Below are 25,386 nucleotides of genomic sequence, written 5' to 3'. Positions count from 1 at the left end.
GACGCCGATGGCCCCGGGATCGGATCCCGGGGCCATCGAGCGTGTGCTGGACGTGCTTCGCGACTAGAGAGCCTCGACGATGGCGCGCATCAGGTCGGCGGTCTCGGACGGGGTCTTGCCCACCTTGACGCCGGCGGCCTCGAGGGCCTCCTTCTTGGCCTGCGCGGTTCCCGCCGAGCCCGACACGATGGCGCCGGCGTGGCCCATGGTCTTGCCCTCGGGAGCGGTGAAGCCCGCGACGTAGCCGACGACCGGCTTGGTGACGTTGGCCTTGATGTAATCGGCCGCGCGCTCCTCCGCGTCGCCGCCGATCTCGCCGATCATGACGATCGCCTTGGTCTCGGGGTCGGCCTCGAACGCGGCGAGCGCGTCGATGTGCGTGGTGCCGATGACCGGGTCGCCGCCGATGCCGATGGCGGTCGAGAAGCCCAGGTCGCGCAGCTCGAACATCATCTGGTAGGTCAGCGTGCCCGACTTCGACACGAGACCGATCGGGCCCTTGCCGGTGATGTTCGCCGGGGTGATGCCGACCAGCGACTCGTCCGGGGTGATGATGCCGGGGCAGTTCGGGCCGATGATGCGGGTCTTGTTGCCCTTCTCGGTGGCATACGCCCACGCCTCAGCGCTGTCGCCGACGGGCACGCCCTCGGTGATGACGACGAGCAGCGGGATCTCGGCGTCGATGGCCTCGACCATGGCGTCCTTGGTGAAGGCGCCGGGCACGAAGGCGATCGAGACGTCGGCACCGGTCTTCTCCATGGCCTCGGCGACCGAGCCGAAGACGGGGAGCTCGACGGCGTTGCCGTCCTTGTCGGTGTGCGCGACGGTGGTGCCGGCCTTGCGAGCGTTCACGCCGCCGACGATGTTGGTGCCAGCCTTGAGCATCAGGGCGGTGTGCTTGGTGCCCTCACCGCCGGTGATGCCCTGGACGATGACCTTGGAGTCCTTGTTGATGAAGATCGACATGTCTGTTCCTTAAATCCGGTCCCGTCGAAGGGTCAGGCGTTCGCCAGCTCGGCGGCCTTGTCGGCGCCCTCGTCCATGGTCGCGGCGAGGGTGACCAGCGGGTGGTTGGCTGCGGCGAGGATCTCGCGACCCTCTTCGACCTGGTTGCCGTCGAGGCGCACGACGAGCGGCTTGGTCGCCGCGTCACCGAGTATCTCGAGGGCCTTCACGATGCCTTCGGCGACCGCGACACAGGACGTGATGCCGCCGAAGACGTTCACGAACACGCTCTTGACCTGCTCGTCGCCGAGGATGACGTCGAGGCCGGCGGCCATGACGGTGGCGGACGCGCCGCCGCCGATGTCGAGGAAGTTCGCCGGCTTCACGCCGCCGTGGTTCTCGCCGGCGTAGGCGACGACGTCGAGGGTCGACATGACCAGGCCTGCGCCGTTGCCGATGATGCCGACCTGTCCGTCGAGCTTGACGTAGTTGAGGCCGGATGCCTTGGCCTTCGCCTCGAGGGGGTTCTCGGAGTCCTTGTCGGCGAGGGCCTCGTGCTCGGGGTGACGGATCTCGGACGCGTTGTCGTCGAGGGTGACCTTGCCGTCGAGGGCGATGATGTCGCCGTCTTCGGTGCGCACGAGCGGGTTGACCTCGACGAGGGTGGCGTCCTCGCCCTTGTAGACCTCGTAGAGCTTGACGAACACGTCGGCGACCTTCTCGACGAGCTCGTCGGGGAAGTTCGCCGCCTGAGCGATCTCAACGGCCTTGGCCTTGTCGATGCCGGTCAGCGGGTTGACCTCGACGCGCGCGAGAGCCTCGGGCTTCTCGACGGCGAGCTGCTCGATCTCCATGCCGCCCTCGACGCTGCACAGCGACAGGTATGAGCGGTTGGCGCGGTCGAGCAGCACCGAGAAGTAGAACTCCTCCGCGATGCGGGCACCCTGCGCGACCATGACGCGCTTGACGACGTGGCCCTTGATGTCAAGACCGAGGATGGCCTTCGCGGCCTCGTATGCCTCGTCGGGGGTCTTGGCGACCTTTACACCGCCGGCCTTGCCGCGACCACCGGTCTTGACCTGTGCCTTGACGACCACGACACCGCCGATCTTCTCGGCGGCCGCCCTCACCTCCTCGGGTGTGTCGGCGACGATGCCGGCGAGGACCGGCACTCCGTACTTCTCGAAAACGTCTCGTGCCTGGTACTCGTACAGATCCACTGTGGTTCCTTCACTGGGCTGCTCTGGTCTGGTGATTCCCTCGATGTCGAGACATCGACCAGTCCCCCAGCCTACTACCGCGATCTGAGCGCCCCGTGACGTCGACCGGCGCGCACGGACGCCGCGGTCTAGGCTTTCGCCATGCACGAATCCGCAGATCTGAGCACCGGCGTGGTCGCCGCGGCCCTCGAACTCTTCAGCGCCCAGGGCTTCGATCAGACGTCCGTCGAGCAGATCGCGAAGGCCGCGGGCGTCTCGCGGTCGACCTTCTTCCGCCAGTTCGGCGGCAAGGAGGACGTGGTGTTCATCGATCACGAGGCCCTGCTCGATGAGCTGCGGCAGTTCCTCTCCGAATCGCACGACGACCCGTGGGCCGCGGTGTGCGAGGCGTCGGAGCGCGTGTTCACGCACTTCGCCCGGGATCCCGAGCTCGCCCGTCGACGGTACGAGATCGTGCGCGACGTGCCCGTGCTGCGCGATCGCGAGATCGTCACGGTGTTCCGGTACGAGCGGCTGTTCGACGAGTACCTGCGCGACTCCCTGCCGGGCATCGCGCCCATCGACGCCGTCGGGTTCTCGGCCCTGATCACCGCCGTGCACAACCATGTGCTGCGTCAGCTGCTGCGCGGCAGCCGCGTGCAGCTGAGCGTGCTGCAGGACGCCCTCGACGATGTGCGCCGCCGCTACGGCGTGCTGCCCGAGGCGATCACCCCGGCAGACGACGATGTCGTCGTCGCCGTGTTCCCGCGGTCGATGCCGGTCGCCGAGATCTCACGGCGCGTGCAGGCTCAGCTGTCCTGACGCGGCGGTCGACGTCACTCGTCGCAGCCGCACCTGCCCGACGCGTTCTTCACCATGAAGCACACGTCGCACACGCCGTAGTCGCGCTCGGCGAGGTTCGTCGCCTTGGGCGCACGCGGCTCGGGTGCGGTGCGGGATGCCGCACGGGTCCGGGCGGCGGATGCCGGGCGCTTCGCCGCCGAGGTGGCCGGCAGCGCGCTGGGCTGAGTCACGTAGAAGTACGGCGCGCGTCCCTCGCTGGCCAGCAGCGGCAGCATCCGGCCCCCCACACTCACCTGCTCGTCTTCGGCGAAGCCGTTGATGTACGTCCGGCCGATGTGCAGGGGGGCTGCGGACGTGCGGCGGATCGCCTCGACGTACCTGCCGCGATCGATGTAGCTGCTGATTCCGACGGCTTCGGTCACCGCGGCGATGAACTCGTGATTCTCGACGGGGATCCGGTGCGCGCGCAGCGCCTCCGCGAGAGATCGATACGGACGGGAGGTTCCTGCGGGGGTCGGGCCCTGTACTTCGTTCATTGCTCTCATTCTCTCATCCGCAACGCCCCGTGTCGCCGGTCCTCTCGTGCCAGACTCGTGTGATCCGACACGGGAGGACCGGCACATGTACGACATCCCCGCTCCGATGCTCGCCAAGGCGGCGGCATCCATCCCCGACCCGGCGAAGCGCCCGCTGCTGTACGAGCCGAAGTGGGACGGCTTTCGCGGGCTCGTCGCCTGGGACGGCGAGACCCTCGAGATCGGCTCGCGCGGGGCGAAGCCGCTGACCCGCTACTTTCCCGAGCTCGTCGAGCAGCTCGCCGGCATCCTGCCGGGGCCGTGCCTGCTCGACGGCGAGATCGTCGTGGCGACCGGGCCCGCGGGCGCGCAGCGCCTCGATTGGGAGGCGCTCAGCCAGCGCATCCACCCGGCCGCCTCGCGAGTGGCGAAGCTGGCCGCTGAGACCCCCGCGATGTTCATCGCCTTCGATCTGCTCGCCGACGGCGAGGAGGATCTGCAGCAGCATCCGTTCCGCGAGCGGCGGGCGCGACTCGAGCGGATGCTGTCGGATGCCCCGCATCCGCTGCACCTGACCCGCACCACCGACGATCCCGACCTCGCCCGTCGATGGCTGGCGGAGTTCGAGGGGGCGGGCCTGGACGGCGTCGTCGCGAAACCGCTCGACGACCCGTACGCACCCGGCAAGCGCGCCCTGATCAAGATCAAGCACGCCCGCAGCGCCGACGTCGTCGCGCTCGGCTATCGCCTGCACAAGAGCGGCTCGGGCGTCGGGTCGCTGCTGGTCGGGCTGTACGACGAGTCAGGCATCCTGCGTCAGGTCGGCGGCGTCGCCGCCTGGACGGATGCCATGCGCCGGAAGCTCGTCGACGACCTCGCCCCGCTCGTCGTGCGCGACGAGTCGGGCGGCGCGGTGACCGGCGAGAGCGAGCGCTCGCGGTTCACGGGTGCGAAGGACATGACGTTCGTGCGGCTGCGTCCCGAGCGCGTGCTCGAGGTGCGCTACGACCAACTCGAGGGCGACCGGTTCCGGCACACCGTGCAGTTCGAGCGCTGGCGGCCTGACCGCGACGCCCGCTCGTGCACGTACGGCCAGCTCGAGACGGTCGAAGGGTACGACCTGGCGGACGTGCTCCAGTAGCCGGCGAGCTCGGGCGCTACTGGAGCGCCAGGGCGGCCGCCGTCAGTCGTCGGCGCGCTCGCCGTTCTCGTCCCAGTTCTCGGCGACCTTCTTGCTCGGCTGCACGCGCGGCGGCTCGCCCGGCATCTTCGGGAACTCGGGTGGGAACGGCAGCTCGCCGAGCCCGTTCTCGACGTCGCGCTCCCACCACGCGAGCAGCGTGTCGATCCGGGCGGGCGAGTCCTGCATGCTCGCCCACGGGTCGCCGATGTCGGCAAGGCGTGCGGGCACGGTGCGCACCGTGAACCGTGCCGGGTCGAGGTCGTCGAGCTCCTCCCAGTGGATCGGAGTCGACACCGGCGCGTTGGGCTTGGCCCGTGGGCTGTAGGCCCCGGCGATGGTGCGGTCACGGTTCGCCTGGTTGAAGTCGACGAGGATCCGCTCGCCGCGCTCCTCCTTCCACCAGTTGGTCGTGACTCGATCCGGCATCCGGCGCTCGAGTTCTCGCCCGGCGGCGATCACCGCGTGACGCACCGTGAGGAACTCCCACTCGGGCACGATCGGGCTGAACACGTGCAGGCCGCGGTTGCCGCTGGTCTTGATGAACGGATCGAGCCCCGCCTCGCGCAGCACCTCGCGCAGCCCGACGGCGGCGGGGATGGCCTGCTCGATGCCGGTGCCCGGCTGCGGGTCGAGGTCGATGCGCAGCTCGACCGGGTTGTCGGTGTTCGATGCGAGGGATGCCCAGGGGTGGAACACGACGGTGTTCATCTGCACCGCCCACACGATCGCGCTCGGGCGGGTGAGCACGAGCTGCGGATGCCGGCGACCGCTGTTGTACGTGCACATCACCGACTCGACGTAGTCGGGCGTGCCCTTGGGCGGGTTCTTGGAGAAGAACTGCTCGCCCCGGATGCCGTCGCGGAACCGCTCGAGAGACACCGGTCGGTGGCCGGTGGATGTCAGAAACGCCCCCGCCACCTGCTGCACGTAGTCGGCGTACTCGGCCTTGGTGATGCCTTCGCCGTCGTCTGTGGGCCAGACCACCTTGTTCGGGCTCGACAGGTCGACCACGCGTTCGCCGTCGGGATCCTGCACAGTCAGCTTCACTCGCTCAGAGGCCATGCTCCGACACTAGAGCGCCTGCTGTCGGCCGGACAGCACCTTGCGGCGATCTCCTTCGGGTGGCAGGGCGGACTCCGCCGAGCCATCCTTCTCGGGCGACCTCGTCGATGCGCTGGGCGTAGGCCGCCGTGGCGGGCACGGCCCCACCCGCTCGCGCCAGTCCGCCCCGACCAGGAGGGTCAGGTCCCGGTCCAGCGGCGGTTCGGCGCAGAGCAGGAGGATGCAGCGCAGCCCAGCGGGAATCGTCGAGAAGCTGCTCCGCGTTCATGTGCCGGGTGACGGCGGTGATGAGGGTGTCGTCATTCGTCGCCGATCTCGACTCCGAGCACCAGCACGGCACTCAGCGCATCACGCTCGATCGCGATCGACGGGCCCGCAATGTCGACCAGAACGCCCGCGAGCCCGGAGTGCTCGCCGAGCACCTTCGCCAGCTGCTCGGGCTGGAACGGCAGCGGCTGTTCCTTGCGGCCGAGGGCCACGACCTCGAGCGGGTGCGAGAACACCTGCAGGAACCGGCGTCCGTCGGTCGCGTGGGCTTCGGCGATGCCGACGGGCTGACCGTTCGAGCCGTCGTTGACGGCCACCCAGCAGCGGGTGCCGGCGAGCGCCTCCGCCACGCGGACGGCGCTCTGCTCGTCGCGGGCTGCGGCCAGCGCGCTCTTCACCGCCATGTTCTCGTCCGCCTGCTCGACGGCCTTCTGCAGCAGCTCGGTGGGGAACACCGCACGATGCGGCGCGGAGGAGTTGTCGATGATGATGCCGGTGAATCCGCCGGCGATCACCTGCTGGTAGACCGCTGTCGTCGGCTGGGCGATCGCCGAGGTCGCCGCCGCGTCTTCGACCCCCTCCAGCGACTGCTGCAGGGCGCGGCCGGAGCTGTAGGCGAGCATGAACGAGCGCTCGCCATCGCGGACGACCCCGACCGAGAGCGGCTTGCCCGAGCTGATCTGCTCGCGGGCGTCTCCGTGCACGCGCAGGTAGAGATGCCCCTGCAGCGACTGACGCATCACGCCGAGCAGCTGCTCGTTCGTCGCCCCCTCCTGCAGCTCGGCCAGCGCCTCGCGAAGCAGGACGTTGTCGGTGAGTCCGTCGACGGTGTGGGTCTGCTCGGGCGGCATCGCCGGCGCGAGCGGAAGGCGCGGCACCGTCTGCTCGGCGCCGGGGAGATCCTGCTGTTCCCCCGGGAGCCGTTGAGCCGAGGGGGACGAGGGGCGTGCGGGGGCCGGCGCGCTCTCGGAAGTGCTCTCGGTGGGCAGACTCACCTCGGGACCGGCGTCGGCGCCGACCCCGCGGAAGGCCTGCACCGAGATGCTGACCTCCGGCACCGACTCGGCCGCCACCTCGGCCGCGGGCTCGTCGACGGTCTCGGCCTCAGCTGCGGGTGCCGCGGGGGCGGTCGGCTGGTCGTCGGACTTCTTGCGGCGAGAGAAGAGGGCCATGTGAGCCAGCCTAACCGCACGGAATGCGCGCGAGCCGCCCGGCGCCACAGGGCTCCCGGAGGTCTCAGAGCTTCGTGATCGGTGCGATCTTGATGAGCAGCTTCTTCTGCCCTGCCGAGTCGAAACGCACGTGCGCGATGCGCTTGGCCCCTTCGCCGGTCACGGCCTCGACGCGCCCTTCACCGAAGTCATCGTGACGGATGCGGTCGCCCGATGCCAGCTCGAGTTCACCGTTGTCGCGGACCTTGCCGGTGACCTTGTTCGGGAAGCGGTCCATCGCCGTCGCCAGCGGCTTCAGCCCGCCGCCCTTGGGCAGTGACTTCGGCGCGAACGGGTCGGTGGTGCGCCCACCGAAGCCGCCGCCGGGTCGGCGCGCGTTCAACGCGCGCGACTGCATCCCTCCGCGGGAGTTCACGTCGCCCGGCGACTGGCGCCAGTCGACGAGATCGCCGGGGATCTCCTGCAGGAACCGGCTGGGCATGGCGACAGAGACCTCGCCGAACTGCGCGCGGGTCATCGCCAGCGACAGGTGCAGCCGCTTGCGGGCGCGGGTGAGGCCGACGTAGAACAGCCGGCGCTCCTCCTGCGGCCCGCCGGGCTCGCCCGCAGAGATCCGGTGCGGGATGAGGTCTTCCTCGACGCCGGTCACGAACACCGCGTCGTACTCCAGCCCCTTGGCGGTGTGCATGGTCATCATCGACACCACCCCCGACTCGTCATCGAGATCGTCGGCATCCGACACCAGCGCCACTTCGGTGAGGAAGTCCGCGATCGCACCGTCGGGGTTGTTGCGCGCGAAGTCGCGCGCCACGGCGACGAACTCGTCGAGGTTCTCGAGCCGCGCCTCATCCTGCGGGTCGCGACTGGCGCGCAGCATGTCGAAGTACCCGCTGCCGTTCAGCAGCACGGTGAGCCCCTCGGCGACGGAAGTCGCCGGTGGCACCTCACCCGACGACGGGGTGAGGATCTCGCCCGCCTGGTTCAGCACCGAGTCGAGCTGCATGATCGCGGCCTGGATCTTGGGGCCCACACCCAGCAGTGGGGCATTGCGCAGCGCATCGCGGAAGCTGAGCCCGTGCTCTTCCGCGAAGCGCGCGATCGACGTCTCGGTGACGTCGCCGATGCCGCGCCGAGGCCTGTTCAGGATGCGACGGACGGCCATCTCATCAGCCGGGTTCGCGACGGCGACGAGGTACGCGAGGGCGTCCTTGATCTCGGCGCGCTCGTAGAATTTCGTGCCGCCCATGATCTTGTACGGCACGGCCGAGCGGATGAAGATCTCTTCCAGTGCACGCGACTGCGAGTTGGTGCGGTAGAAGACGGCCATCTCGGAGTACGGGATGCCCGCGCGCCGCAGCGCCTCGACCTCATCGGTGACGAACTGGGCCTCGTCGTGCTGCGAGTAGCCGGTGAAGCCCACGATCTTCTCGCCGGGTCCGCGGTCGCTCCACAGGTTCTTCGCCTTGCGATCGAAGTTGTTGCCGATCACGGCGTTCGCCGCCGACAGGATGTTCTGCGTCGATCGGTAGTTCTGCTCGAGCAGCACGACCTTCGCTCCGGGGAAGTCGCGCTCGAACTCGCTGATGTTGCGGATGTCGGCGCCGCGGAAGGCGTAGATGGACTGGTCGGAGTCGCCGACCACCGTCAGCGACGCCCCCTCGGCATCAGCGGTGCCCTGGGGCCCTGAGCCCGTCGAAGGGTCGGGCTCGAAGATCATCATGCCGTTCAGCGCATACGGCTCGGGTTCCGCTCCCTCGCCCGAGACCGGGCGGGTCAGCTCGTGGATCAGGGCGTACTGCGCGTGGTTCGTGTCCTGGTACTCGTCGACGAGGATGTGCCGGAAGCGACGGCGATACACGTCGGCGACGTGCGGGAAGGCTCGGAACAGGTAGACGGTCTGGCCGATGAGGTCGTCGAAGTCGAAGGCGTTCGCCTTCTGCAGTGCACGCTGGTAGTCGGCGAAGACGTCGGCGAACTTGCGTTCGCCGGGGTCGCTGAGATTCGCCTGACGGGCGAAGCCCTCGGCATCCGTCAGCTCGTTCTTCAGCTTCGAGATGCGCGACTGCACCGATCCGGGAGTCATGCCGAACGCATCGGCGTCGTGGTCCTTCACCAGTCTCTTCAGCAGCGCGCGGGAGTCGCCCGAGTCGTAGATCGTGAACGACTTCGTGAAGCCGAACTGCTCGGCCTCTCGCCGCAGGATCCGCACGCACGCGGAGTGGAAGGTCGAGATCCACATGCCGCGGGCGACGTCGCCCACGAGATCCGTGACGCGCTCGCGCATCTCGGCCGCAGCCTTGTTCGTGAACGTGATCGCGAGGATCTGGCTCGGCCACGCCTCGCGCTGGCGCAGCAGCAGGGCGATCCGGCGGGTCAGCACGCTCGTCTTGCCCGACCCGGCACCGGCGACGATGAGCAGGGCGCTGCCGCGGTGGGTCACCGCCTCGAGCTGCTGCGGATTGAGTCCGGCGAGCAGCTCGTCGCGGCCGTCGGAGGGGCGGGGGCCGGAGGATGCGGGGACGATGAGAGGGGCGTCGGTCATGGCACTTCGAGTCTATTCGGGGCATCCGACACCGGGGTACGCTCGGAGCGAGCCGGGAGGACGGTGCCGAGATGATGACCGAGTTGAGCGAGCAGGAATGTCACGAGCTGCTCAGGGCGACGACCGTGGGACGGGTCGGCTTCGTGGCGGATGACCGCGTGCAGATCATCCCCGTGAACTACCTCGTCGACGGCCATGACGTGGTCATCCGCACCGCGCCGACCGGCCTGCTCCGTGCGCTGACCGAGAGCACCCTGCGGGTGGCCTTCGAGGTGGATCATCATGACGATCTCGCCGGCTCGGGCTGGAGCGTGCTGCTGGGCGGGACCGTCTCCGAGATGACGGACGACGAGCTGGCCGCGGTGCCCGGCGCCTCGCGGCGCAGCCCCTGGGCCGAGGGCGACCGATCGCTGCCGCTGCGCTTCACGCCGAGCTCGATCTCGGGCCGACGCGTGCGCCGGCGCCACTGAGCATCACGGCGCGGCGCCGATCCTCAGGCGATGCGTGTTCCCGGAGGAAGCCGTCGGGCGGGCGTGCGCGTGCGCGACCAGGCGCCGGCGAAGAGTCCTCCGGCGATCACCAGCTGGATGCCGAGCCCGACGAACCAGCTCGGCACCGTGCCGCGCATCTGCTCCTCGGGGGTCGGTGAGCCCACCGGTCCGCCGCTCTCGCACGGATCCCAGCCCTGCGGCTCGGGTCGCACCTGCGCCATCCGCACGCCGTACTTGACCTGCCCGAACAGGTCCTGCGGATAGCCGTCGACGAACGGGGTCGGCGTGGCGTCGGCCAGCACGACGAACGGGTTCGCCGCGAGGAAGCCCCAGACCAGGTCGAACCGCGGCTGCTCATAGGTGTACTCCTGCCACTCGTCGCAGATCGGCTCGCCCGAGTCGTCCCACATGCGCTCCTGCTGCGTGTACTCGGTGCGCAGCGCCGCTCCGCCGAGTCCGAACGCGATGAGCGTGCCGATCACCAGCGCCGCGACGACGAGGTAGGTGGCGGCGATCGAGAACAGCGGGCGCGCGATGAGCCCGCTGAGTCCCACCCCCATCGCGGCGACCACGGTGGTCTCGGCCAGCAGCACGAGCAACGAGACGAAGAACATCCCCGGCGAGACGCCGCCGCCGACCAGCCCGGCGGCGAGGAACGGCACGGCGATGAGCAGGAACGCGCACCCGGTCGCGACGGCGGCCAGCAGCTTGCCCAGCATGATGTCGCCGGTCGTCGCGGCGGTCACCTGGATCGGCGCGAGGGTCGCAGCGTCGCGGTCGCCGTTGATCGCGTTGCCGCTGAGCGTCGGCGACACGAGCACCACGAGCAGCAGCACGAAGTTGACGATGATCGAGAAGACGCCCGCGCCGGGCAGCTCGTTGTTCGAGAAGACCAGGAACGACAGGGCGGTGATGCCCAGCAGCAGCACGGCGAAGATGCCCAGCAGCACGTACCAGCCCACGCTGCGCAGCCGCTGCGTCAGCTCGAGCCGGGCGATGGTGAGGATGCGTGAAGCACTCACGACGCGGCTCCTTCCTGCGGTGCCGCCGCCGGCGGTGGTGCAGGCGTCGACGCCGGCGGCGATCCCGGATGCCGGAGGGCGAGGAACGACGCCTCCAGGGCACTCTGCGCGGGGCCGTACTCCAGAACCGGCAGACCGGCGGACACGAGGGTGCGCAGCGTACCGACGGCGGCCGCGTCGTCAGGCACGACGAGCAGGGCGTCGCCGCGGTCGGCGCCGACCTGCTCGCGCGGCACGCCGAGCGCATCAGCCACCGCCACCGGCGCGTCACCTGCCGCGAGCCGCACCCGGTAGGTGCGCGTGGCCGGAGCGGGCGCGGCGGCGACGACCGAGCCCGCGACGAGGAAGACGGTGTCGTCGACGACCTCCTCGAGCTCGGACAGCACGTGGCTGGAGATGAGGATGGTCGTCCCCTGCGCGGCGAGGTCGCGCAGCAGTATGCGCAGCTGCACCCGCGCCTCGGGGTCGAGTCCGGATGCCGGCTCGTCGAGCAGCAGCACCCGCGGACGATGCACGAGAGCACGGGCGAGGCCGAGCTTCTGCTTCTGCCCGCGGGACAGCACCCGTGCGGGCGACGCGGCGTGGTCGGCGAGTCCCACCAGCGCGAGCAGCTCGTCGGCGCGCGATCGGGCATCCGCCGGCGGCATGTCGTGCAGCCGTGCTGTCGTGACGATGCTCTCCCGCGCCGTCAGCGACGGCCAGGCGCCGAGGGTATCGGGCATCCAGCCCAGCATCCGCCGCACCGCCGCCGGATCGGCGACGGGATCCACGCCGTCGATGCTGATGCGCCCCGCATCCGGGGCGAGCAGCGACGCGAGCATGAGAAGCAACGTCGTCTTCCCCGCACCGTTCGGACCGACCAGCCCCGTGACGCGACCGGGTAGCGCGTGGAAGGTGGCATCCACCACAGCATCCACCGACCCGAACGACCGCTTGACACCCTGCGCGACCACTCCCACCATGACCCGAGCCTAGGGCAGCGAGCCCAGGGCAGAGGTGACAGAATCAGGCCATGCGCACGATCCTCAACATCATCTGGGTCATCTTCGCCGGGTTCTGGCTGTGGCTGGGGTACATCCTGGCCGGCATCCTGCTGTGCATCCCGATCATCACCATCCCGTGGGCGATCGCGTCGTTCCGCATCGCCGGATACTCGCTCTGGCCGTTCGGGCGTCAGGTGGTCGATCACTCCAAGGCCGGTCTCGGGTCGATCCTCGGCAACATCGTGTGGGTCGTCCTCGCCGGCTGGTGGCTCGCGCTCGGACACATCCTGTCGGGCGTCGCGCTGTGCATCACGATCATCGGCATCCCGATGGGCATCGCCGACTTCAAGCTCGTGCCCGTCTCGCTCATGCCGCTCGGCAAGGAGATCGTGCCCAGCCGCGGCGGCGCGTTCAGGAGCTGACCGCGGATTCGGCGAAGAACGCGACGCCCAGGTCGGGGTGGTCGACGAAAACGCCGTCGACGCCGGTGTCGGCGATCTCGCGCCACTCGGCCTCGTAATCGCCGAACGCCGACTTGCCCTTGCCGACGCGGAACCGCGGGTCGAGGAACGCGTTCTCGGGGCGGCACGTCCAGGTGAACACCCGCAGGCCGCGCGCATGCGCGTCGGCGACGATCGTGTTCCCCGGCGCCAGCAGCATCCTCTTGCTGACGCTGATGCCGTCGACCGCACCCGCCAGCCGGTCCAGACCGCCGGGCGTGACGGCGGACGCGTAGTCGGGCGCGTCACTGCCCAGGGCGCTGACGAGATCGAACGGCGCGCCCGCCGCCTCGATCAGGTAGACGAAGGATGCCGCGATGCCCGTCTGCTGCAGCCGATGCAGGATGGTCGATTCGAACGACTCGATGATCAGCGGCAGGTCGCCGTCCGCCCAGCCGCCCGCACGCAGGTCACGCTCGATGAGCGGCGCGAGATCGAGCCCGACGCTCTCGAAGTAGGTGGCGTGCTTGATCTCGAGCACGATGCCGATCTCGCGGCCGTGCTCGTCAGACCCGGCGCGCACGAGGTCGAGCAGGTCGGGCAGGCGCAGGATGGGCTGGCCGTCGTCGAATGTGGCGCTCGACCGGCGGATCTTCGGCAGCCGCTCACGGGCGCGCAGAGTCGACAGCTCGGCCCAGGTGAAGTCCTCGGTGAACCAGCCGGTGAGCGAGACGCCGTCGATCCGCTTCGTCATGCGGCGGTCGGCGAACTCCGGGTGCTCAGCGACATCCGTCGTGCCCGAGATCTCGTTCTCGTGCCGCAGCACGAGCACGCCGTCCTTCGTCGCCACGACGTCGGGCTCGACGGCATCCACCCCCATCGCCAGCGCGAGTTCGTACGACGATCGGCTGTGCTCGGGGCGATAGCCGGGGGCTCCGCGATGCCCGATGACGAGCGTTCTTCTCCTGGGCACGCTCACAGCGTAAAGCACCCGTTCCATAGGTTGCCACGAGTATCTTTGAGGAAAGAGATGACCGATCCCTCGGGAGCAGAGGCCACCATGAGCAACTTCGCATTCAACAACCCGGCGTTCCAGCAGCAGGATCCGCGCAATGTCGCGTCCTATCCCGGTTCGTCTCAGGGGACGTACACGCCGCCGCCCGCGCCGGGCGCCGCCGCCGGAACCGCATCCTTCCAGCACGCCGGAATGGATGCCGCCGCCAACGCGCAGCTGGAGGGCATGTACACCTCGCCGTCCGCCGGCGCCCTCGAGACCGACCGGATGACGGTCGAGGACACGGTCTGGAAGACCGCGGGACTCTTCGCCATCCTGCTCGTCACCGCCGTCGCCGGATGGGTGTGGACCGCGACGAGCTTCGTCAACTCCGGCGGCAATGCCGACATGACGCCCTGGATCGTCGGCGCGCTGGGCGGCTTCGTGCTCGCCATGGTCGTGACGTTCACCTCCCGCAAGAAGGTGCGCCCCGCCCTCATCTGGGCGTACGCGGCGTTCGAGGGCCTGTTCGTCGGCGCCATCTCGGCCTACTTCGAGATCATCTGGCCGGGTGTGGTCATGCAGGCCACCCTCGCGACCATCGCCGTCGTCGGCGTCACCCTCGCGCTGTTCGCCAGCGGCAAGGTGCGCGCCAGCGCCAAGATGACCAAGATCGTCATGATCGCGATGCTCGGCTACCTGGTGTTCTCGGTGCTCAACCTCGTGCTCATGTGGACCGGCGTTCTCCCCGCCGGCCAGGCCTTCGGCCTCTACAGCGCAGAGATCTTCGGCATCCCGCTCGGTCTCATCATCGGCGTGCTGGTCGTCTTCATGGCCGCGTACTCGCTGGTGATGGACTTCGACCAGATCCAGCAGGGCGTCCGCAACGGCGCACCGCGCAAGTACGGCTGGCTTGGAGCGTTCGGCATCATGGTCACCGTCGTCTGGCTGTACGTCGAGATCCTGCGCATCCTCGCGATTCTGCGCGGAAACGACTGATCAGCAGGTGTTTCGCGAACGGGCCGCCCTCTTCGGAGGGCGGCCCGTTCCGCGTTGGCGCGCACTTTTACCGCATTCGCGCATCGCGCACAAGGGTGTGCCGCATATTCGTAGCGATCGGGCAGGCTAGAGGAATCCGGAACCCCGGGTATCACTCACAGATCGGAGACACTCATGGGCTTCCTCGCCTTTCTCCTCCTCGGACTCATCGCTGGTGCGATCGCGAAGCTGATCCTTCCGGGCAAGCAGGGCGGCGGCTGGATCGTCACCCTCATCCTCGGAGTCGTCGGCGCACTGCTCGGCGGCTGGCTGGGCAGCGTGCTGTTCGGCAAGGGTGTCGAGGGCTTCTTCGACCTCGGCAGCTGGCTGCTGGCTATCGGCGGCTCGATCATCGTGCTGCTGATCTACGGCCTCATCGTCGGCCGCGGAGATCGTCGCCGCGTCTGACCTCCCCAGAGAAGAGGCCGCTGCCTTCGGGCAGCGGCCTCTTTCCTGTGCGGGGACCGATCGATGACGGACCGGGCTTTCTCTGAGATTCTTGTCCGATGGCACTCGTCGAGCAGATCAGGGAGGCGCTTCGTGCGACCGCCGACCCGCACTCGCTCTCGGACTAGGTCAGGAGGTTCGTGTCGCAGCATCCGGAGCTGTCTGCGCTGTCGCGACGCGAGGCGCTGAAGCACCTCGGCTGAGCGTCCGCGTCAGGGCGCACGGGAGACGAAGAAGGGGCCGCTCTCGCGGCCCCTTCTCTCACTCCCACTCGATGGTCGCCGGCGGCTTCGAGGTGACGTCGAGCACGACGCGGTTGACCTCGCGCACCTCGTTGGTGATGCGGTTCGAGATCTTCGCGAGCACGTCGTAGGGCAGACGGGTCCAGTCTGCGGTCATCGCGTCTTCGCTGGAGACGGGACGCAGCACGATCGGGTGGCCGTAGGTGCGGCCGTCACCCTGCACGCCCACCGAGCGCACGTCGGCGAGCAGCACGACCGGGCACTGCCAGATGGTCTGGTCGAGGCCCGCCCTGGTGAGCTCCTCACGAGCGATCGCGTCGGCGTCGCGCAGGATCTCGAGACGCTCGCGGGTCACTTCGCCGATGATCCGGATGCCGAGGCCGGGGCCCGGGAACGGCTGGCGGCCGACGATGGCCTCGGGGATGCCGAGCTCGCGTCCGATCGCGCGGACCTCGTCCTTGAACAGTGCGCGCAGCGGCTCGACGAGCTCGAAGTCGAGGTCGTCGGGCAGGCCGCCCACGTTGTGGTGCGACTTGATGTTCGCGGTGCCCGCTCCCCCGCCCGACTCGACGACGTCGGGGTACAGGGTGCCCTGCACGAGGAACTTCACCGGCGCTCCGCCGGTGGCCTTCGCCTCTTCGACGAGGTCGCGCTGCACCTGCTCGAACGCGCGGATGAACTCTCGGCCGATGATCTTGCGCTTGGTCTCGGGGTCGGTGACGCCGGCGAGGTGACCGAGGAAGGTGTCGACGGCGTCGACGGTGATCAGGCGCACGCCGGTGGACTCGACGTAGTCCTTCTCGACCTGCTCGCGCTCGCCCTTGCGCAGCAGACCGTGGTCGACGAAGACGGCGGTGAGCTGGTCGCCGATGGCCTTGTGCACGAGGGCGGTCGACACGGCGGAGTCGACGCCGCCGGAGAGAGCCGAGATGACGCGGGCGTCGCCGACCTGTTCACGGATGCGCTCGATCTGCTCGGCGATCACGTTGCCGCTGTTCCAGTCGGCGGGAAGTCCCGCGCCGCGGTGCAGGAAGTTCTCGATGATGGCCTGACCGTGGTCGGAGTGCTTGACCTCGGGGTGCCACTGCACGCCGTAGAACTTGCGCTCCTCGTTCGCGAACGCGGCGACCTTCGTCGCCTCGGTGGTGGCGAGCACCTCGAAGCCCTCGGGGGCGCGTGACACCTGGTCGCCGTGGCTCATCCACACGTTCTGCTCGGCGGGCTGACCGGCGAGCAGCGTGCTGTCAGTGGCGGGGATGTGCGCGTCGGTCGCGCCGTACTCGCGCAGGCCCGTGTGCGCGACCTCGCCGCCGAGCGTCTGCGCCATGTACTGGAACCCGTAGCAGATGCCCAGCGTCGGAACGCCGAGCTCGAACACGGCCGGGTCGAGCTGCGGAGCGCCGTCTTCGTACACCGATGAGGGCCCACCCGAGAGGATGAGCGCGACCGGGTTCTTCGCCGCGATCTCCTCCGCGGTGGCGGTGTGCGGCACGATCTCGCTGTACACGCCGGCTTCGCGGACGCGGCGGGCGATCAGCTGCGCGTACTGCGCTCCGAAGTCGACGACCAGCGCGGGGCGCTGCTGGGTCTCGGTCTGCTCGGTCAACGGACACCTTCCGTGGTGGTGGGCGCAGGCGTCGCGGCGGGGTCCGCGGCCTCGCGCTGGGCGAGATAGGCCTTCACGTCGCGCGCGACGCGCACCTCCATGAAGAACGACAGCAGGGGGATGACGCCACCGAGGGCGAGCAGGATGAAGCGCACGAACGGCCAGCGCATCATGCTCCACATCCGGAAGCAGGCGAACAGGTAGACGACGTAGAACCAGCCGTGCGCGATGAGGATGCCCTGAGACACGTTGAATCCGTCGCCGGTCGACTCGAGCCCGTGGGCGGTCTCGACGACGTCGGCGAACCAGAGCGGACCACCGGATCCGCCGAGGAAGAGTTCGAGGTGGATCGGCGTGTACTTCAGCACCATCTCGGTCACGAGCAGCAGCAGCATGACGCCGGTGATGATCGAGGCGATCTGGTAGAACTTCAGTGCTCCGCGGATCGCCGGGAAGCTGGCGACTCTGGGCTCGGGCATGCCCTACATTCTAGCCGCCGCGCCGATACGGCGAAGGCCGCCGGACTCATGCCCGACGGCCTCCGCTGTCAGAGTCGTGCTCACCAGCCGGTGATCAGGCCCCAGATCCAGTCGAAGATCTGCTGGATGATGCCGCCAAGACCGCCGGCGCGGTTGACGTGCACCGTGGCGGTGGCCGCGTCGCCGTCTGCCTGCATCACGACCAGCGTGTACTTGCCCGGCTGGATGCTCTTCGGCACCCGCACGGTCGTGGAGAACGTTCCGTCGTCTGCGACCTGCACGGTACCGACCTGCACGGCCTGCCCCTTCTTGGGTCGCAGCTCGACGGTCACGGTCTCACCGGGGGTGAAGCGCTCGCCCGTCACCGCAAGGGTGCCGCCGGCACTGACCTTCGACGAACCCGTCTGGATGGTGCCCTCGAACGGTCCCGGCTCGGGCTCGTCGGCCGCCACCGTGAACGGCAGCGTCACCGGTGCGCCGACGTTCGGGGTCGCGACGAGCGGCTGGCCCGCCGACCCCACAGGGACCGTGAACGCGATGCTCGCCCGGCCGGTCTCGTCAGTGGTGCTCACGATGGTCGAGTCGACCGCGGCCGATCCCACCGAGACGCCGCCGAGCGACAGCTCGACCGTCGTGGGCACCTGCTCCCCAGCGCTGAACGCGAGCGACGAGAGCGACACCGTCACCACGTCGCCCGCCGTGTGTCCCTCCGCGCCCGGCGCAGGCGTGATCGAGGCGCCCACGGCGCGCTGATCGAGGTCGGGGCTCGCCGTCTTGTTGGCGTCGAACCAGTCGACCATCGACTGCAGGTCGATCTTGCCGGTGTCCTTGGGGCTCGTGCCCTTCGCCAGAGTGGCGAAGTTGTCTCCACCGGCGGCGAGGAACGAGTTGGCGGCGACCGTGTACGAGGCGGCCGGGTCGACAGCCGCTCCGTTCAACGTGATCGAGGTGATCCGCGCGCCCTGCGCCGCGGTGGGATCGTACGTGTACGACAGCCCCTCCGAGACGCCGAGCTTGAGGAACGGACGGCTCGCACCCGCCGGCTGCCACTGCTCTTCGAGCACCGCCTTGAGCTGCGCACCGGTGAGCTGGGTGGTGACGAGAGTGTTGGCGAACGGCTGCACCGTCGCCGCCTCACGGTAGGTGACGTTGCCGTCGGGATCGTTCGCGTTCGACGAGGCGTAGGTGAGGTTGGCGCGGATGCCGCCCGGGTTCATCAGCGCCAGGTCGGCACCGGTGGCCCACTTCTGCACGTCGGCGACGAAGTTGCCGATCGTCGACTCGCCACCGCGGTTCTCGCTGCCGTCCGCCTGTCGAGCGCGGTTGAAGTCCGCCGTGATGTCGCCCACCTTGATGGCGCCGAGCACGTCGGCCTCCTTCTTGGCGGCGTCGACGATGGCCTGCACCTCGGCGACCGGCTGGTAGTTGCCCGCCAGCGGACGGATCTCGTTGGTGATCGAGATGAGCTCGTTCTTCTTCGGGTCGACCTTCAGGTTCATCACGCCCATGTTCTCGCCGTACTGGCCCGCCGAGACGACCGGGCGGCCGTCGATGACGTGGTTGTAGGCGAGGTGGGTGTGCGCCGAGACGATCGCGTTCACGTCGTCGCCGACGCCGTAGACGATCTTGCCCAGTGCCGAGTCGGGAGTGATGCTGTCGACGGAGACGGTGGTCGCGCCCTCGTGCACGAGCAGGATGATCACGTCGGCCTCGCCGTTGACGGCGTCGCCGTCGCGGAGATTCGCCGCTGCAGTGTTCACCGAGTCGACGATGTCGCGCACGTCGAGGTCGGCGATCCCGGCCGGCGACACGAGCGAGTCGAGCTCTTCGGTCACGGCCCCGACGAAGCCGACGCGCACGCCGTCGACCTCCTTCACCCACGACGGGGCGAGGGCGGTCTCATCGGTGCCCTTGAGGAACACGTTCGACGAGATGTACTCCCAGTCGGCACGCGGCTGCACGCGGTCGCGCAGGTCGGCCCAGCCCTGGTCGAACTCGTGATTGCCCGCGGCGCTCACCTCGAGACCGGCGGCGTTGAGGGCGTCGATGGTCGGGTTGTCGTCCTGGATGAACGAGGTGAACGTCGACGCGCCGATCAGGTCGCCGGCCGCGGCGAAGATGGTGTTCGGGTTGGCATCGCGCACCGCCTTCACCGCACCTGCCAGCACCGCTGCGCCGGCCGCCTTGCCGTCTGCCTCGATGCGACCGTGGAAGTCGTTGATCGTGGCGATGTCGATGCTCACCGGAGGCTCTGTCGCCGAGACGCCGACGAGAATCGGGTCGTGGTCGCTCGAGCGGTACGGGGTGCCGGTCTCGGTGGCGCCGAACGCGTAGCCGCGGTCGCTCCACTCTGGCGAGTTGATCGTCCACGCATCCGCACCGGTGATCGAGCGGGCCAGCGACGGCGAGGCGATCACGTGGTCGAGCGAGCCCAGCTCGCCGTCGAACGTGTAGGTGTAGCGGCCCGGCGAATGCGCGGGCACCGTGTCGACCCAGCCCTTCGACGTGAACACGTCGATCGGGTCCTCGTGGCCGTAGGCGTTGAAGTCGCCGATCAGCAGCATGTCGTCGCCGTGGGCGCTCTTCAGCCCGTCGGTGAAGGCGAGCAGCGACTGCGCCTGCTTCACCCGGTCGGCGTTGAAGAATCCCTGTCCGTCGGCCGGCTGCGTGCCGCTGCCCGACTTCGACTTGAAGTGGTTGGCGACCACGGTGACCGTGCGGCCGTCGGCGTCGAAGGCCTGAGCGATCGGCTCGCGGGCGTTGCCCCACACCGTCTCGTCGTCGATGGTCTGCGCATCGCCGACCGTCTTCACCTCTTTCGCCTTGTAGATGATCGCGTTCGTGATGAAGTCGGTGGTCGACGCGTTCTGCAGCGACTTCGGCGTGGGCACGTACGCCCACACGCCGTTGCCTGCTTCGGCGTTCAGCCCGTCGACGAGGTCGGCGAGTGCGGTGTCGGCCGGCTTGCCCAGCTTCACCGAGTTCTCGATCTCCATGAGCGATACGACATCGGCATCCAGCTTGTTGATGGCCGACACGATCTTCGACTTCTGGATCGCGAACTCCGCCGCGGTCTTCGCCCCGCGAGCGTCGGCGTTCTCGCTGACCAACGTGGTGAAGTAGTTGTAGACGTTGAACGACGCGATCTTCACGTCGCCGCCCACGGAGGGCACCTCGGGGCGCGGGTTCTTCGTGGTGAAGCCGAACTTCTCGGCCGCCGGCGATGCGCTGTCGAGCGGTGTGACCGGCTGCAGACGCCAGTCGTCGAAGCCGTACTGCAGCACGAGGCCCTTGCCGCCGAAGTCGACCGCGTCGCCGTTTCGCACGACGGTGTCCTTCGTGAAGTACGGCTGGTCGTTCAGGTGGTCCTTGTTGGTCACCTGGATGTTGAATCCGTCATCGAGCAGGATCCGGTCGGCGCGGTTCGACGCGGCGACGGCATCCGCCTCCTGACCGGGGCGCTTCAGCTCGGTGCCCTTGACGTTGAGCTCGCCGGGGTTCAGCCAGAGCGTGCCGAAGTTGAACAGCTGGTGGCTGGAGGCGACGAGGTAGTCGCCGGTGGGCAGCACGAGCATGTTCTCGTACGCCTCGCGCGCCGTGCCGACGACGCTCGTGGGCAGCGGTGTGAGAGCGGGCACGCCGACTCCCGCGGTCACCACGGAGACGCCGGATGCCGACGCGGGAGCGATCTGCGTCTGCCCGAAGTACTCGTCGACGACGCCGGTGACCGAAACGAGGTCGCCGATCGCACCGGGAACGGTCTTGCCGTCGAGGAAGACGAAGATGCCGTCGGATGCGTTCGGCGTCTTGTCGTCCGCTCCGCCCGATCCTGCGGTCTGGACGACGATGCCCTTGTAGCCGCCGGTGCGGTGGTCTGCGGTGATGACTCCCTCGACGGTGACGGTCTTGCCCTGGTACGGGGAGACGTCCTCGGTGCCCTGCACGTCAGCGATGGCGACCTTCTGACCGGGCTCCGGTTCGGGGTCGGGATCGGTGCTTCCGCCGGAGCCCGTGGGCGTGATCGCCGCGGAGAGCGCGAAGTCGGCCCTGTTGTCGTCGGTGTCCTTGCCATCGGCCCGGTTCAGCGACTTCACGTCGGTGTTGCCGGCCGGCGCACCGGCGGCCGTGCCCTCGAACGTGTTCGAGGAGCCGTAGCCGAGCAGATCGACGATACCCTGCGCGCCGGCGGCGTTGCCGACAGGCAGGGTCACGGCCGAGGCGCCCTGCACGAGGGCGATCGTGCCGGTGGTTCCGCTCGGGTTCAGCGATGTGGTGCTCTGGTCGGGTGTCGGCAGTGCAGCCCCGGCTGGGGTCGTGCCGTTGCCGGGCGCCTGCACCAGGAAGTATCCGCCGGCCTTGATGGCGCCGGTGAGCGCCACGACGCTGTTCGACGCACCGCTGCCGGTCGCGGACCGGTACTGCAGCGACATCCCGTCGAGGACGACATCCTTGTCGGTGGGGTTGTACAGCTCGATGAACTTGTTCTTGAACGCGGCGCCGGCGCTGCCGCCGGACAGGTAGGCCTCGTTGATGACCACGCCGGTGCCGGCGGTGTTCGCGAAGGCCGGCGCGGCGATGAGCGTGCCCATGCTCATCGTGAACGCCGTGGTCAGAGCGAGCGCGGCGATGCGCCCCCGCTTCCTCTTGTGGGCGACCGGAACAGCGGCGTTCCGATCGGCAGGGGTGTGCATCATGAATGCGTCTCCTCATTCTGGGTTGGCCTGACATCTTGTGGATCGGCCGTCAGACGCGCGAGCCAGTGCTCGCGCATGAATGCGACCATAGGCCGCACGTGCGACATCCGGCAAGAGGATTCACCCGAGCGTCGTCGGATGGTCACCGCTCCGTCGCCTCAGGCCCGCGCGTCCTCGAAGGCCTCGACCTCGCGCTCCCAGGCATCCTTCGCCAGGCGGTACCAGAGGTAGAAGGCGAAGCCGGCGAAGATCGCCCACTCGGCCGCGTAGAAGACGTTCAGCCAGTTGACCGGCGACTTCTCCTCGGGGGCCGGGGAGTCGATGTCGACGAGTCCGGCGGGAGCGGTGAGGGATGCCAGGTACGGGCGGTACACGTCGAGCCGGTCGACATCGTGCCACTGGCCGAGAAGCGCCGCGGGAGACATCCGCGTCAGTGCGTGGATGTCGTCGGCAGGCGGCAGCTCGACACCCTCATCGTCGATCAGCCGCCCCGTGAGCTCGACCTCGGCGGCATCCTGCCGTGCGAGGGCGTCGGCAGCGGCAACCGCCCGCTCGCGGGTCGGCGCCCAGCCGAGCGCGACGGCGAGCGACGTGCGCTCGGTCACCCGCAGCTGACCGGTGACCCAGTACCCCTCTTCGTCGTCGCCGTTGAACCGGGACGAGATCACGATGAAGTCCTCGGCGATCCACTCGCCGCTCGTGGTGACCTTCTGTCCGCCGAGCGGTTCGGGCAGGTACTGGCCCGGTTCGATCACGTCGCTCAGCGGGCGCACCTGCTCGGTCGCACCGGGGGGCGGCGGATCGGTGTCGATCGCGCGAGCAAGCTGCCACTGTCCGAGCCAGGCGAAGACACCGGCGATCACCAGGCAGAGCAGGAGCACGCCGATCCAGCGCCCCCGCAGCATCACCTCGCGCAGCGTGGGCGGGAACTCCTGCGCCGCGGCGGACTGCTGCTCGGTCATCCCAGCTCGTACGGCGCGAGCACGACCTCGACGCGCTGGAACTCCTTCAGGTCGGAGTACCCGGTGGTCGCCATCGACTTGCGCAGTGCGCCGATGAGGTTGGCGGTCCCGTCGGCGACCGGGGCCGGGCCGAACAGGATCCGCTCGAGGTCGGCGACGCGGTCGACGGCGACGCGACGCCCGCGGGGGAGTTCGGGGTGGTGCGCCTCGGCGCCCCAATGGAAGCCCTGTCCAGGGGCATCCGTCGCGCGCGAAAGCGCGACACCGAGCATCACGGCATCCGCTCCCATCGCGAGCGCCTTGACCATGTCGCCTGACGTGCCGACGCCGCCGTCGGCGATGACGTGCACGTACCGCCCGCCCGACTCGTCGAGGTAGTCGCGGCGGGCTGCGGCGACGTCCGACACGGCGGTCGCCATCGGGGCGTGGATGCCCAGGGTCACGCGCGTGGTCGACGCCGCTCCCCCGCCGAAGCCGACGAGCACGCCCGCGGCGCCGGTGCGCATGAGGTGCAGGGCCGCGGTGTAGGTGGAGGCGCCGCCGACGATGACCGGCACGTCGAGGTCGTAGATGAACTTCTTCAGGTTCAGCGGCTCGACGGCGCTGGAGACGTGCTCGGCCGAGACGGTCGTGCCGCGGATGACGAACAGGTCGACGCCGGCGGCGACGACGGTCTCGTACAGCTCCTGGGTGCGCTGCGGGGTGAGCGAGCCCGCGACGGTGACGCCCGCCTCGCGGATCTCGGCGAGGCGCTGCTTGACGAGCTCGGGCTTGATCGGCTCGGAGTACAGCTGCTGCATGCGCACGGTCGCGGTCTCGGCCGGAAGGGCGGCGATCTCGTCGAGCAGCGGCTGCGGGTCGTCGTAGCGGGTCCACAGACCTTCGAGGTCGAGCACGCCGAGGCCGCCGAGCCTGCCGAGCGCGATGGCGGTCGCCGGGCTGACGACGGAGTCCATCGGGGCGCCGAGCACGGGGATGTCGAACGAGAACGCGTCGATCGTCCACGCGGTCGAGACGTCGGAGGGGTTGCGGGTGCGTCGCGATGGGACCACCGCGATGTCGTCGAACGTGTACGCGCGGCGCGCGCGCTTGCCTCGGCCGATCTCGATGTCCATGCTCACCCGTCCAGCCTACCGGTGGCACCAGGGTGGCCCGGTGTGGGCCGACGTGTGCCGGGCCCGCCGCGACCGCCGCCCGCCTCTCGCCGCCCGCCGCCCGCCGCCCGCCGCCCGCCGCCCGCCGCCCGCCGGAGGTAGGCGAACACGCGGAGGTCGGTCGCAGGGAGGGCTCATCCACCTGCGCCGGGGTGTTCACCTACCTCGGCCGAGTGCACCGGGGGCCCACTCTTCCTGCACAACAGCCGCGTACGCGCATTCCGTCCACATTCGGCCTTTCCGGGGCCGTCGGATGCCCGAGGCGGGCAGGGTCATACGTCATGAGAACTCCTCTGCTGACGTGGATGGAACAGCGGCATGGCGTCGCGCACAGCTCGGAGGTGCGCGCGGCGGGCTACTCCGCCTGGACCGTGCGCGCCACGATCGAGGCGGGAACCCTCGAACGGGTGCGCCGGTCGTGGCTGGTCAGCGCCGACTGCACACCGCAGCGCCGCGCGGCCGCGCGGGCCGGTGGCCGGATCACGTGCGTCACTGCAGCGCGCGAGAAAGGACTCTGGGTTCCGGCTGCCGAGAAGACTCACGTCGCCGTCGCGCCGACGGCATCCCGCCACGCACGCGAGGGCCTGCAGGTGCACTGGGCGCAGGGCCCGTTGCCAGTCGCGCGGTTCAGCACCGAGGAGCCGCTGCTGAACGTGCTCTTCCACGTCGCGAGATGCCTCGACCCCGCCGAAGCGGCCACGGTGTGGGAATCGGCGCTGAGAGCCGGATCGGTGACCCTCACCCAGCTGCGGCGGACGCAGTGGGGAGCCCTGCGACCGGCGCAGGTGCTCGAGATGGTCGGCGCGCTGTCGGACTCGGGCGTCGAGACGACGTTCGTGCGGATCGCGCTGACCTGCGGCGTCGAGGTGCGCCAGCAGGTCGTCATCGACGGACATCCGGTGGATGCCCTGATCGGCGAGCGACTCGTCGTGCAGCTCGACGGCTTCGAGTTCCACAGCAAGGCCAAGGACAGGCGGCGCGATCTGCGCCAGGATGCCCGGCTCGCGCTGCTGGGCTACACCGTGCTCCGATTCGACTACCAGCAGATCATGTTCGACGCGCGATACGTGATGGAAACGCTCATGAATGCGATCGCGCAGGGTCTGCATCTCGCATCCCGTCGCTGAGCGACCCCTCTGGCGCCT

General features: G+C 69.2%; 21 protein-coding genes. 7 read left to right on the top strand and 14 right to left on the bottom strand.

Annotated features, from left to right (window positions below; translation table 11 throughout):
* Positions 1-63: 63 nt before the first annotated feature.
* Positions 64-966, bottom strand: coding sequence for a succinate--CoA ligase subunit alpha (gene sucD, locus ACWGSM_RS07540; RefSeq protein WP_452322304.1), 903 nt, complete (start codon positions 964-966; stop codon positions 64-66).
* A gap of 32 nt (positions 967-998) precedes the next feature.
* Positions 999-2,165, bottom strand: a complete 1,167-nt coding sequence (sucC, locus tag ACWGSM_RS07535; protein ID WP_452322303.1) for an ADP-forming succinate--CoA ligase subunit beta — start codon at positions 2,163-2,165, stop codon at positions 999-1,001.
* A 141-nt stretch (positions 2,166-2,306) separates the two neighbouring features.
* Here sucC and ACWGSM_RS07530 point away from each other — a divergent pair, with 141 nt between their 5' ends.
* Complete coding sequence (locus tag ACWGSM_RS07530) at positions 2,307-2,966, top strand: TetR/AcrR family transcriptional regulator (protein WP_452322302.1); 660 nt, start codon at positions 2,307-2,309, stop codon at positions 2,964-2,966.
* A gap of 14 nt (positions 2,967-2,980) precedes the next feature.
* Here the strand turns inward: ACWGSM_RS07530 and ACWGSM_RS07525 are convergent, their stop codons facing one another.
* A complete protein-coding gene (locus ACWGSM_RS07525; RefSeq protein WP_452322301.1) occupies positions 2,981-3,484 on the bottom strand; it encodes a hypothetical protein in 504 nt (167 codons plus the stop codon).
* A gap of 85 nt (positions 3,485-3,569) precedes the next feature.
* On the opposite strand from ACWGSM_RS07525, the gene ACWGSM_RS07520 reads away from it, so the two are divergent.
* Positions 3,570-4,604: an ATP-dependent DNA ligase gene (locus ACWGSM_RS07520; RefSeq protein WP_452322300.1), complete on the top strand. Its 1,035-nt coding sequence runs from the start codon at positions 3,570-3,572 to the stop codon at positions 4,602-4,604.
* A 42-nt stretch (positions 4,605-4,646) separates the two neighbouring features.
* On the opposite strand, the gene ligD is transcribed toward ACWGSM_RS07520, so the two are convergent.
* From ligD to ACWGSM_RS07505, 3 genes are all read right to left on the bottom strand, one after another.
* Positions 4,647-5,708, bottom strand: a complete 1,062-nt coding sequence (ligD, locus tag ACWGSM_RS07515) for a non-homologous end-joining DNA ligase (RefSeq protein ID WP_452322299.1) — start codon at positions 5,706-5,708, stop codon at positions 4,647-4,649.
* Positions 5,709-6,007: 299 nt separating this feature from the next.
* On the bottom strand, positions 6,008-7,147 hold the full coding sequence (locus ACWGSM_RS07510) for an SseB family protein (protein ID WP_452322298.1): 1,140 nt from the start codon (positions 7,145-7,147) through the stop codon (positions 6,008-6,010).
* A 64-nt stretch (positions 7,148-7,211) separates the two neighbouring features.
* A complete protein-coding gene (locus tag ACWGSM_RS07505; RefSeq protein ID WP_452322297.1) occupies positions 7,212-9,689 on the bottom strand; it encodes an ATP-dependent helicase in 2,478 nt (825 codons plus the stop codon).
* A gap of 71 nt (positions 9,690-9,760) precedes the next feature.
* Here ACWGSM_RS07505 and ACWGSM_RS07500 point away from each other — a divergent pair, with 71 nt between their 5' ends.
* Entirely contained in the window at positions 9,761-10,159 is a 399-nt protein-coding gene (locus ACWGSM_RS07500; RefSeq protein WP_452322296.1) for a pyridoxamine 5'-phosphate oxidase family protein, read from the top strand.
* Positions 10,160-10,182: 23 nt separating this feature from the next.
* Here the strand turns inward: ACWGSM_RS07500 and ACWGSM_RS07495 are convergent, their stop codons facing one another.
* The gene (locus ACWGSM_RS07495) at positions 10,183-11,202 is read right to left on the bottom strand and encodes an ABC transporter permease (protein WP_452322295.1); all 1,020 of its coding nucleotides are present in this window, start codon (positions 11,200-11,202) and stop codon (positions 10,183-10,185) included.
* A complete protein-coding gene (locus ACWGSM_RS07490) occupies positions 11,199-12,164 on the bottom strand; it encodes an ABC transporter ATP-binding protein (RefSeq protein WP_452322294.1) in 966 nt (321 codons plus the stop codon). The genes ACWGSM_RS07495 and ACWGSM_RS07490 overlap by 4 nt, the downstream gene beginning before the upstream one ends.
* Positions 12,165-12,214: 50 nt before the next feature.
* Between ACWGSM_RS07490 and ACWGSM_RS07485 the strand changes: the two genes are divergently transcribed.
* Entirely contained in the window at positions 12,215-12,607 is a 393-nt protein-coding gene (locus ACWGSM_RS07485; RefSeq protein WP_452322293.1) for a YccF domain-containing protein, read from the top strand.
* On the opposite strand, the gene ACWGSM_RS07480 is transcribed toward ACWGSM_RS07485, so the two are convergent.
* On the bottom strand, positions 12,597-13,598 hold the full coding sequence (locus ACWGSM_RS07480; protein ID WP_452322292.1) for a glycerophosphodiester phosphodiesterase family protein: 1,002 nt from the start codon (positions 13,596-13,598) through the stop codon (positions 12,597-12,599). The genes ACWGSM_RS07485 and ACWGSM_RS07480 overlap by 11 nt on opposite strands.
* 87 nt (positions 13,599-13,685) lie before the next feature.
* Between ACWGSM_RS07480 and ACWGSM_RS07475 the strand changes: the two genes are divergently transcribed.
* Both ACWGSM_RS07475 and ACWGSM_RS07470 read left to right on the top strand, forming a co-directional pair.
* Positions 13,686-14,618, top strand: coding sequence for a Bax inhibitor-1/YccA family protein (locus ACWGSM_RS07475; protein WP_452322325.1), 933 nt, complete (start codon positions 13,686-13,688; stop codon positions 14,616-14,618).
* A gap of 174 nt (positions 14,619-14,792) precedes the next feature.
* On the top strand, positions 14,793-15,065 hold the full coding sequence (locus ACWGSM_RS07470; protein WP_452322291.1) for a GlsB/YeaQ/YmgE family stress response membrane protein: 273 nt from the start codon (positions 14,793-14,795) through the stop codon (positions 15,063-15,065).
* 300 nt (positions 15,066-15,365) lie between these two features.
* Here the strand turns inward: ACWGSM_RS07470 and guaA are convergent, their stop codons facing one another.
* The 5 genes from guaA to ACWGSM_RS07445 all read right to left on the bottom strand — a co-directional run bounded on the left by guaA (position 15,366) and on the right by ACWGSM_RS07445 (position 24,202).
* Positions 15,366-16,952: a glutamine-hydrolyzing GMP synthase gene (gene guaA / locus ACWGSM_RS07465; RefSeq protein WP_452322290.1), complete on the bottom strand. Its 1,587-nt coding sequence runs from the start codon at positions 16,950-16,952 to the stop codon at positions 15,366-15,368.
* Positions 16,949-17,431: a DUF3817 domain-containing protein gene (locus ACWGSM_RS07460; RefSeq protein WP_452322289.1), complete on the bottom strand. Its 483-nt coding sequence runs from the start codon at positions 17,429-17,431 to the stop codon at positions 16,949-16,951. Before ACWGSM_RS07460 ends, guaA begins: the two co-directional genes overlap by 4 nt.
* Positions 17,432-17,511: 80 nt before the next feature.
* Positions 17,512-22,125 carry an ExeM/NucH family extracellular endonuclease gene (locus ACWGSM_RS07455; RefSeq protein ID WP_452322288.1) on the bottom strand — a complete coding sequence of 1,538 codons (4,614 nt, stop codon included), beginning with the start codon at positions 22,123-22,125 and terminating at the stop codon, positions 17,512-17,514.
* A gap of 158 nt (positions 22,126-22,283) precedes the next feature.
* Positions 22,284-23,087, bottom strand: a complete 804-nt coding sequence (locus tag ACWGSM_RS07450; RefSeq protein ID WP_452322287.1) for an SURF1 family protein — start codon at positions 23,085-23,087, stop codon at positions 22,284-22,286.
* Positions 23,084-24,202, bottom strand: coding sequence for a GuaB3 family IMP dehydrogenase-related protein (locus ACWGSM_RS07445; RefSeq protein WP_452322324.1), 1,119 nt, complete (start codon positions 24,200-24,202; stop codon positions 23,084-23,086). The genes ACWGSM_RS07450 and ACWGSM_RS07445 overlap by 4 nt, the downstream gene beginning before the upstream one ends.
* A 320-nt stretch (positions 24,203-24,522) precedes the next feature.
* Here ACWGSM_RS07445 and ACWGSM_RS07440 point away from each other — a divergent pair, with 320 nt between their 5' ends.
* Entirely contained in the window at positions 24,523-25,368 is an 846-nt protein-coding gene (locus tag ACWGSM_RS07440; RefSeq protein ID WP_452322286.1) for an endonuclease domain-containing protein, read from the top strand.
* Positions 25,369-25,386 lie beyond the last annotated feature (18 nt).

The sequence above is a fragment of the Microbacterium sp. NPDC055521 genome (genome assembly GCF_053619695.1).
Note: the sequence above shows the minus strand (reverse complement) of the source record. Positions and strands in the feature narration are given on the sequence as shown.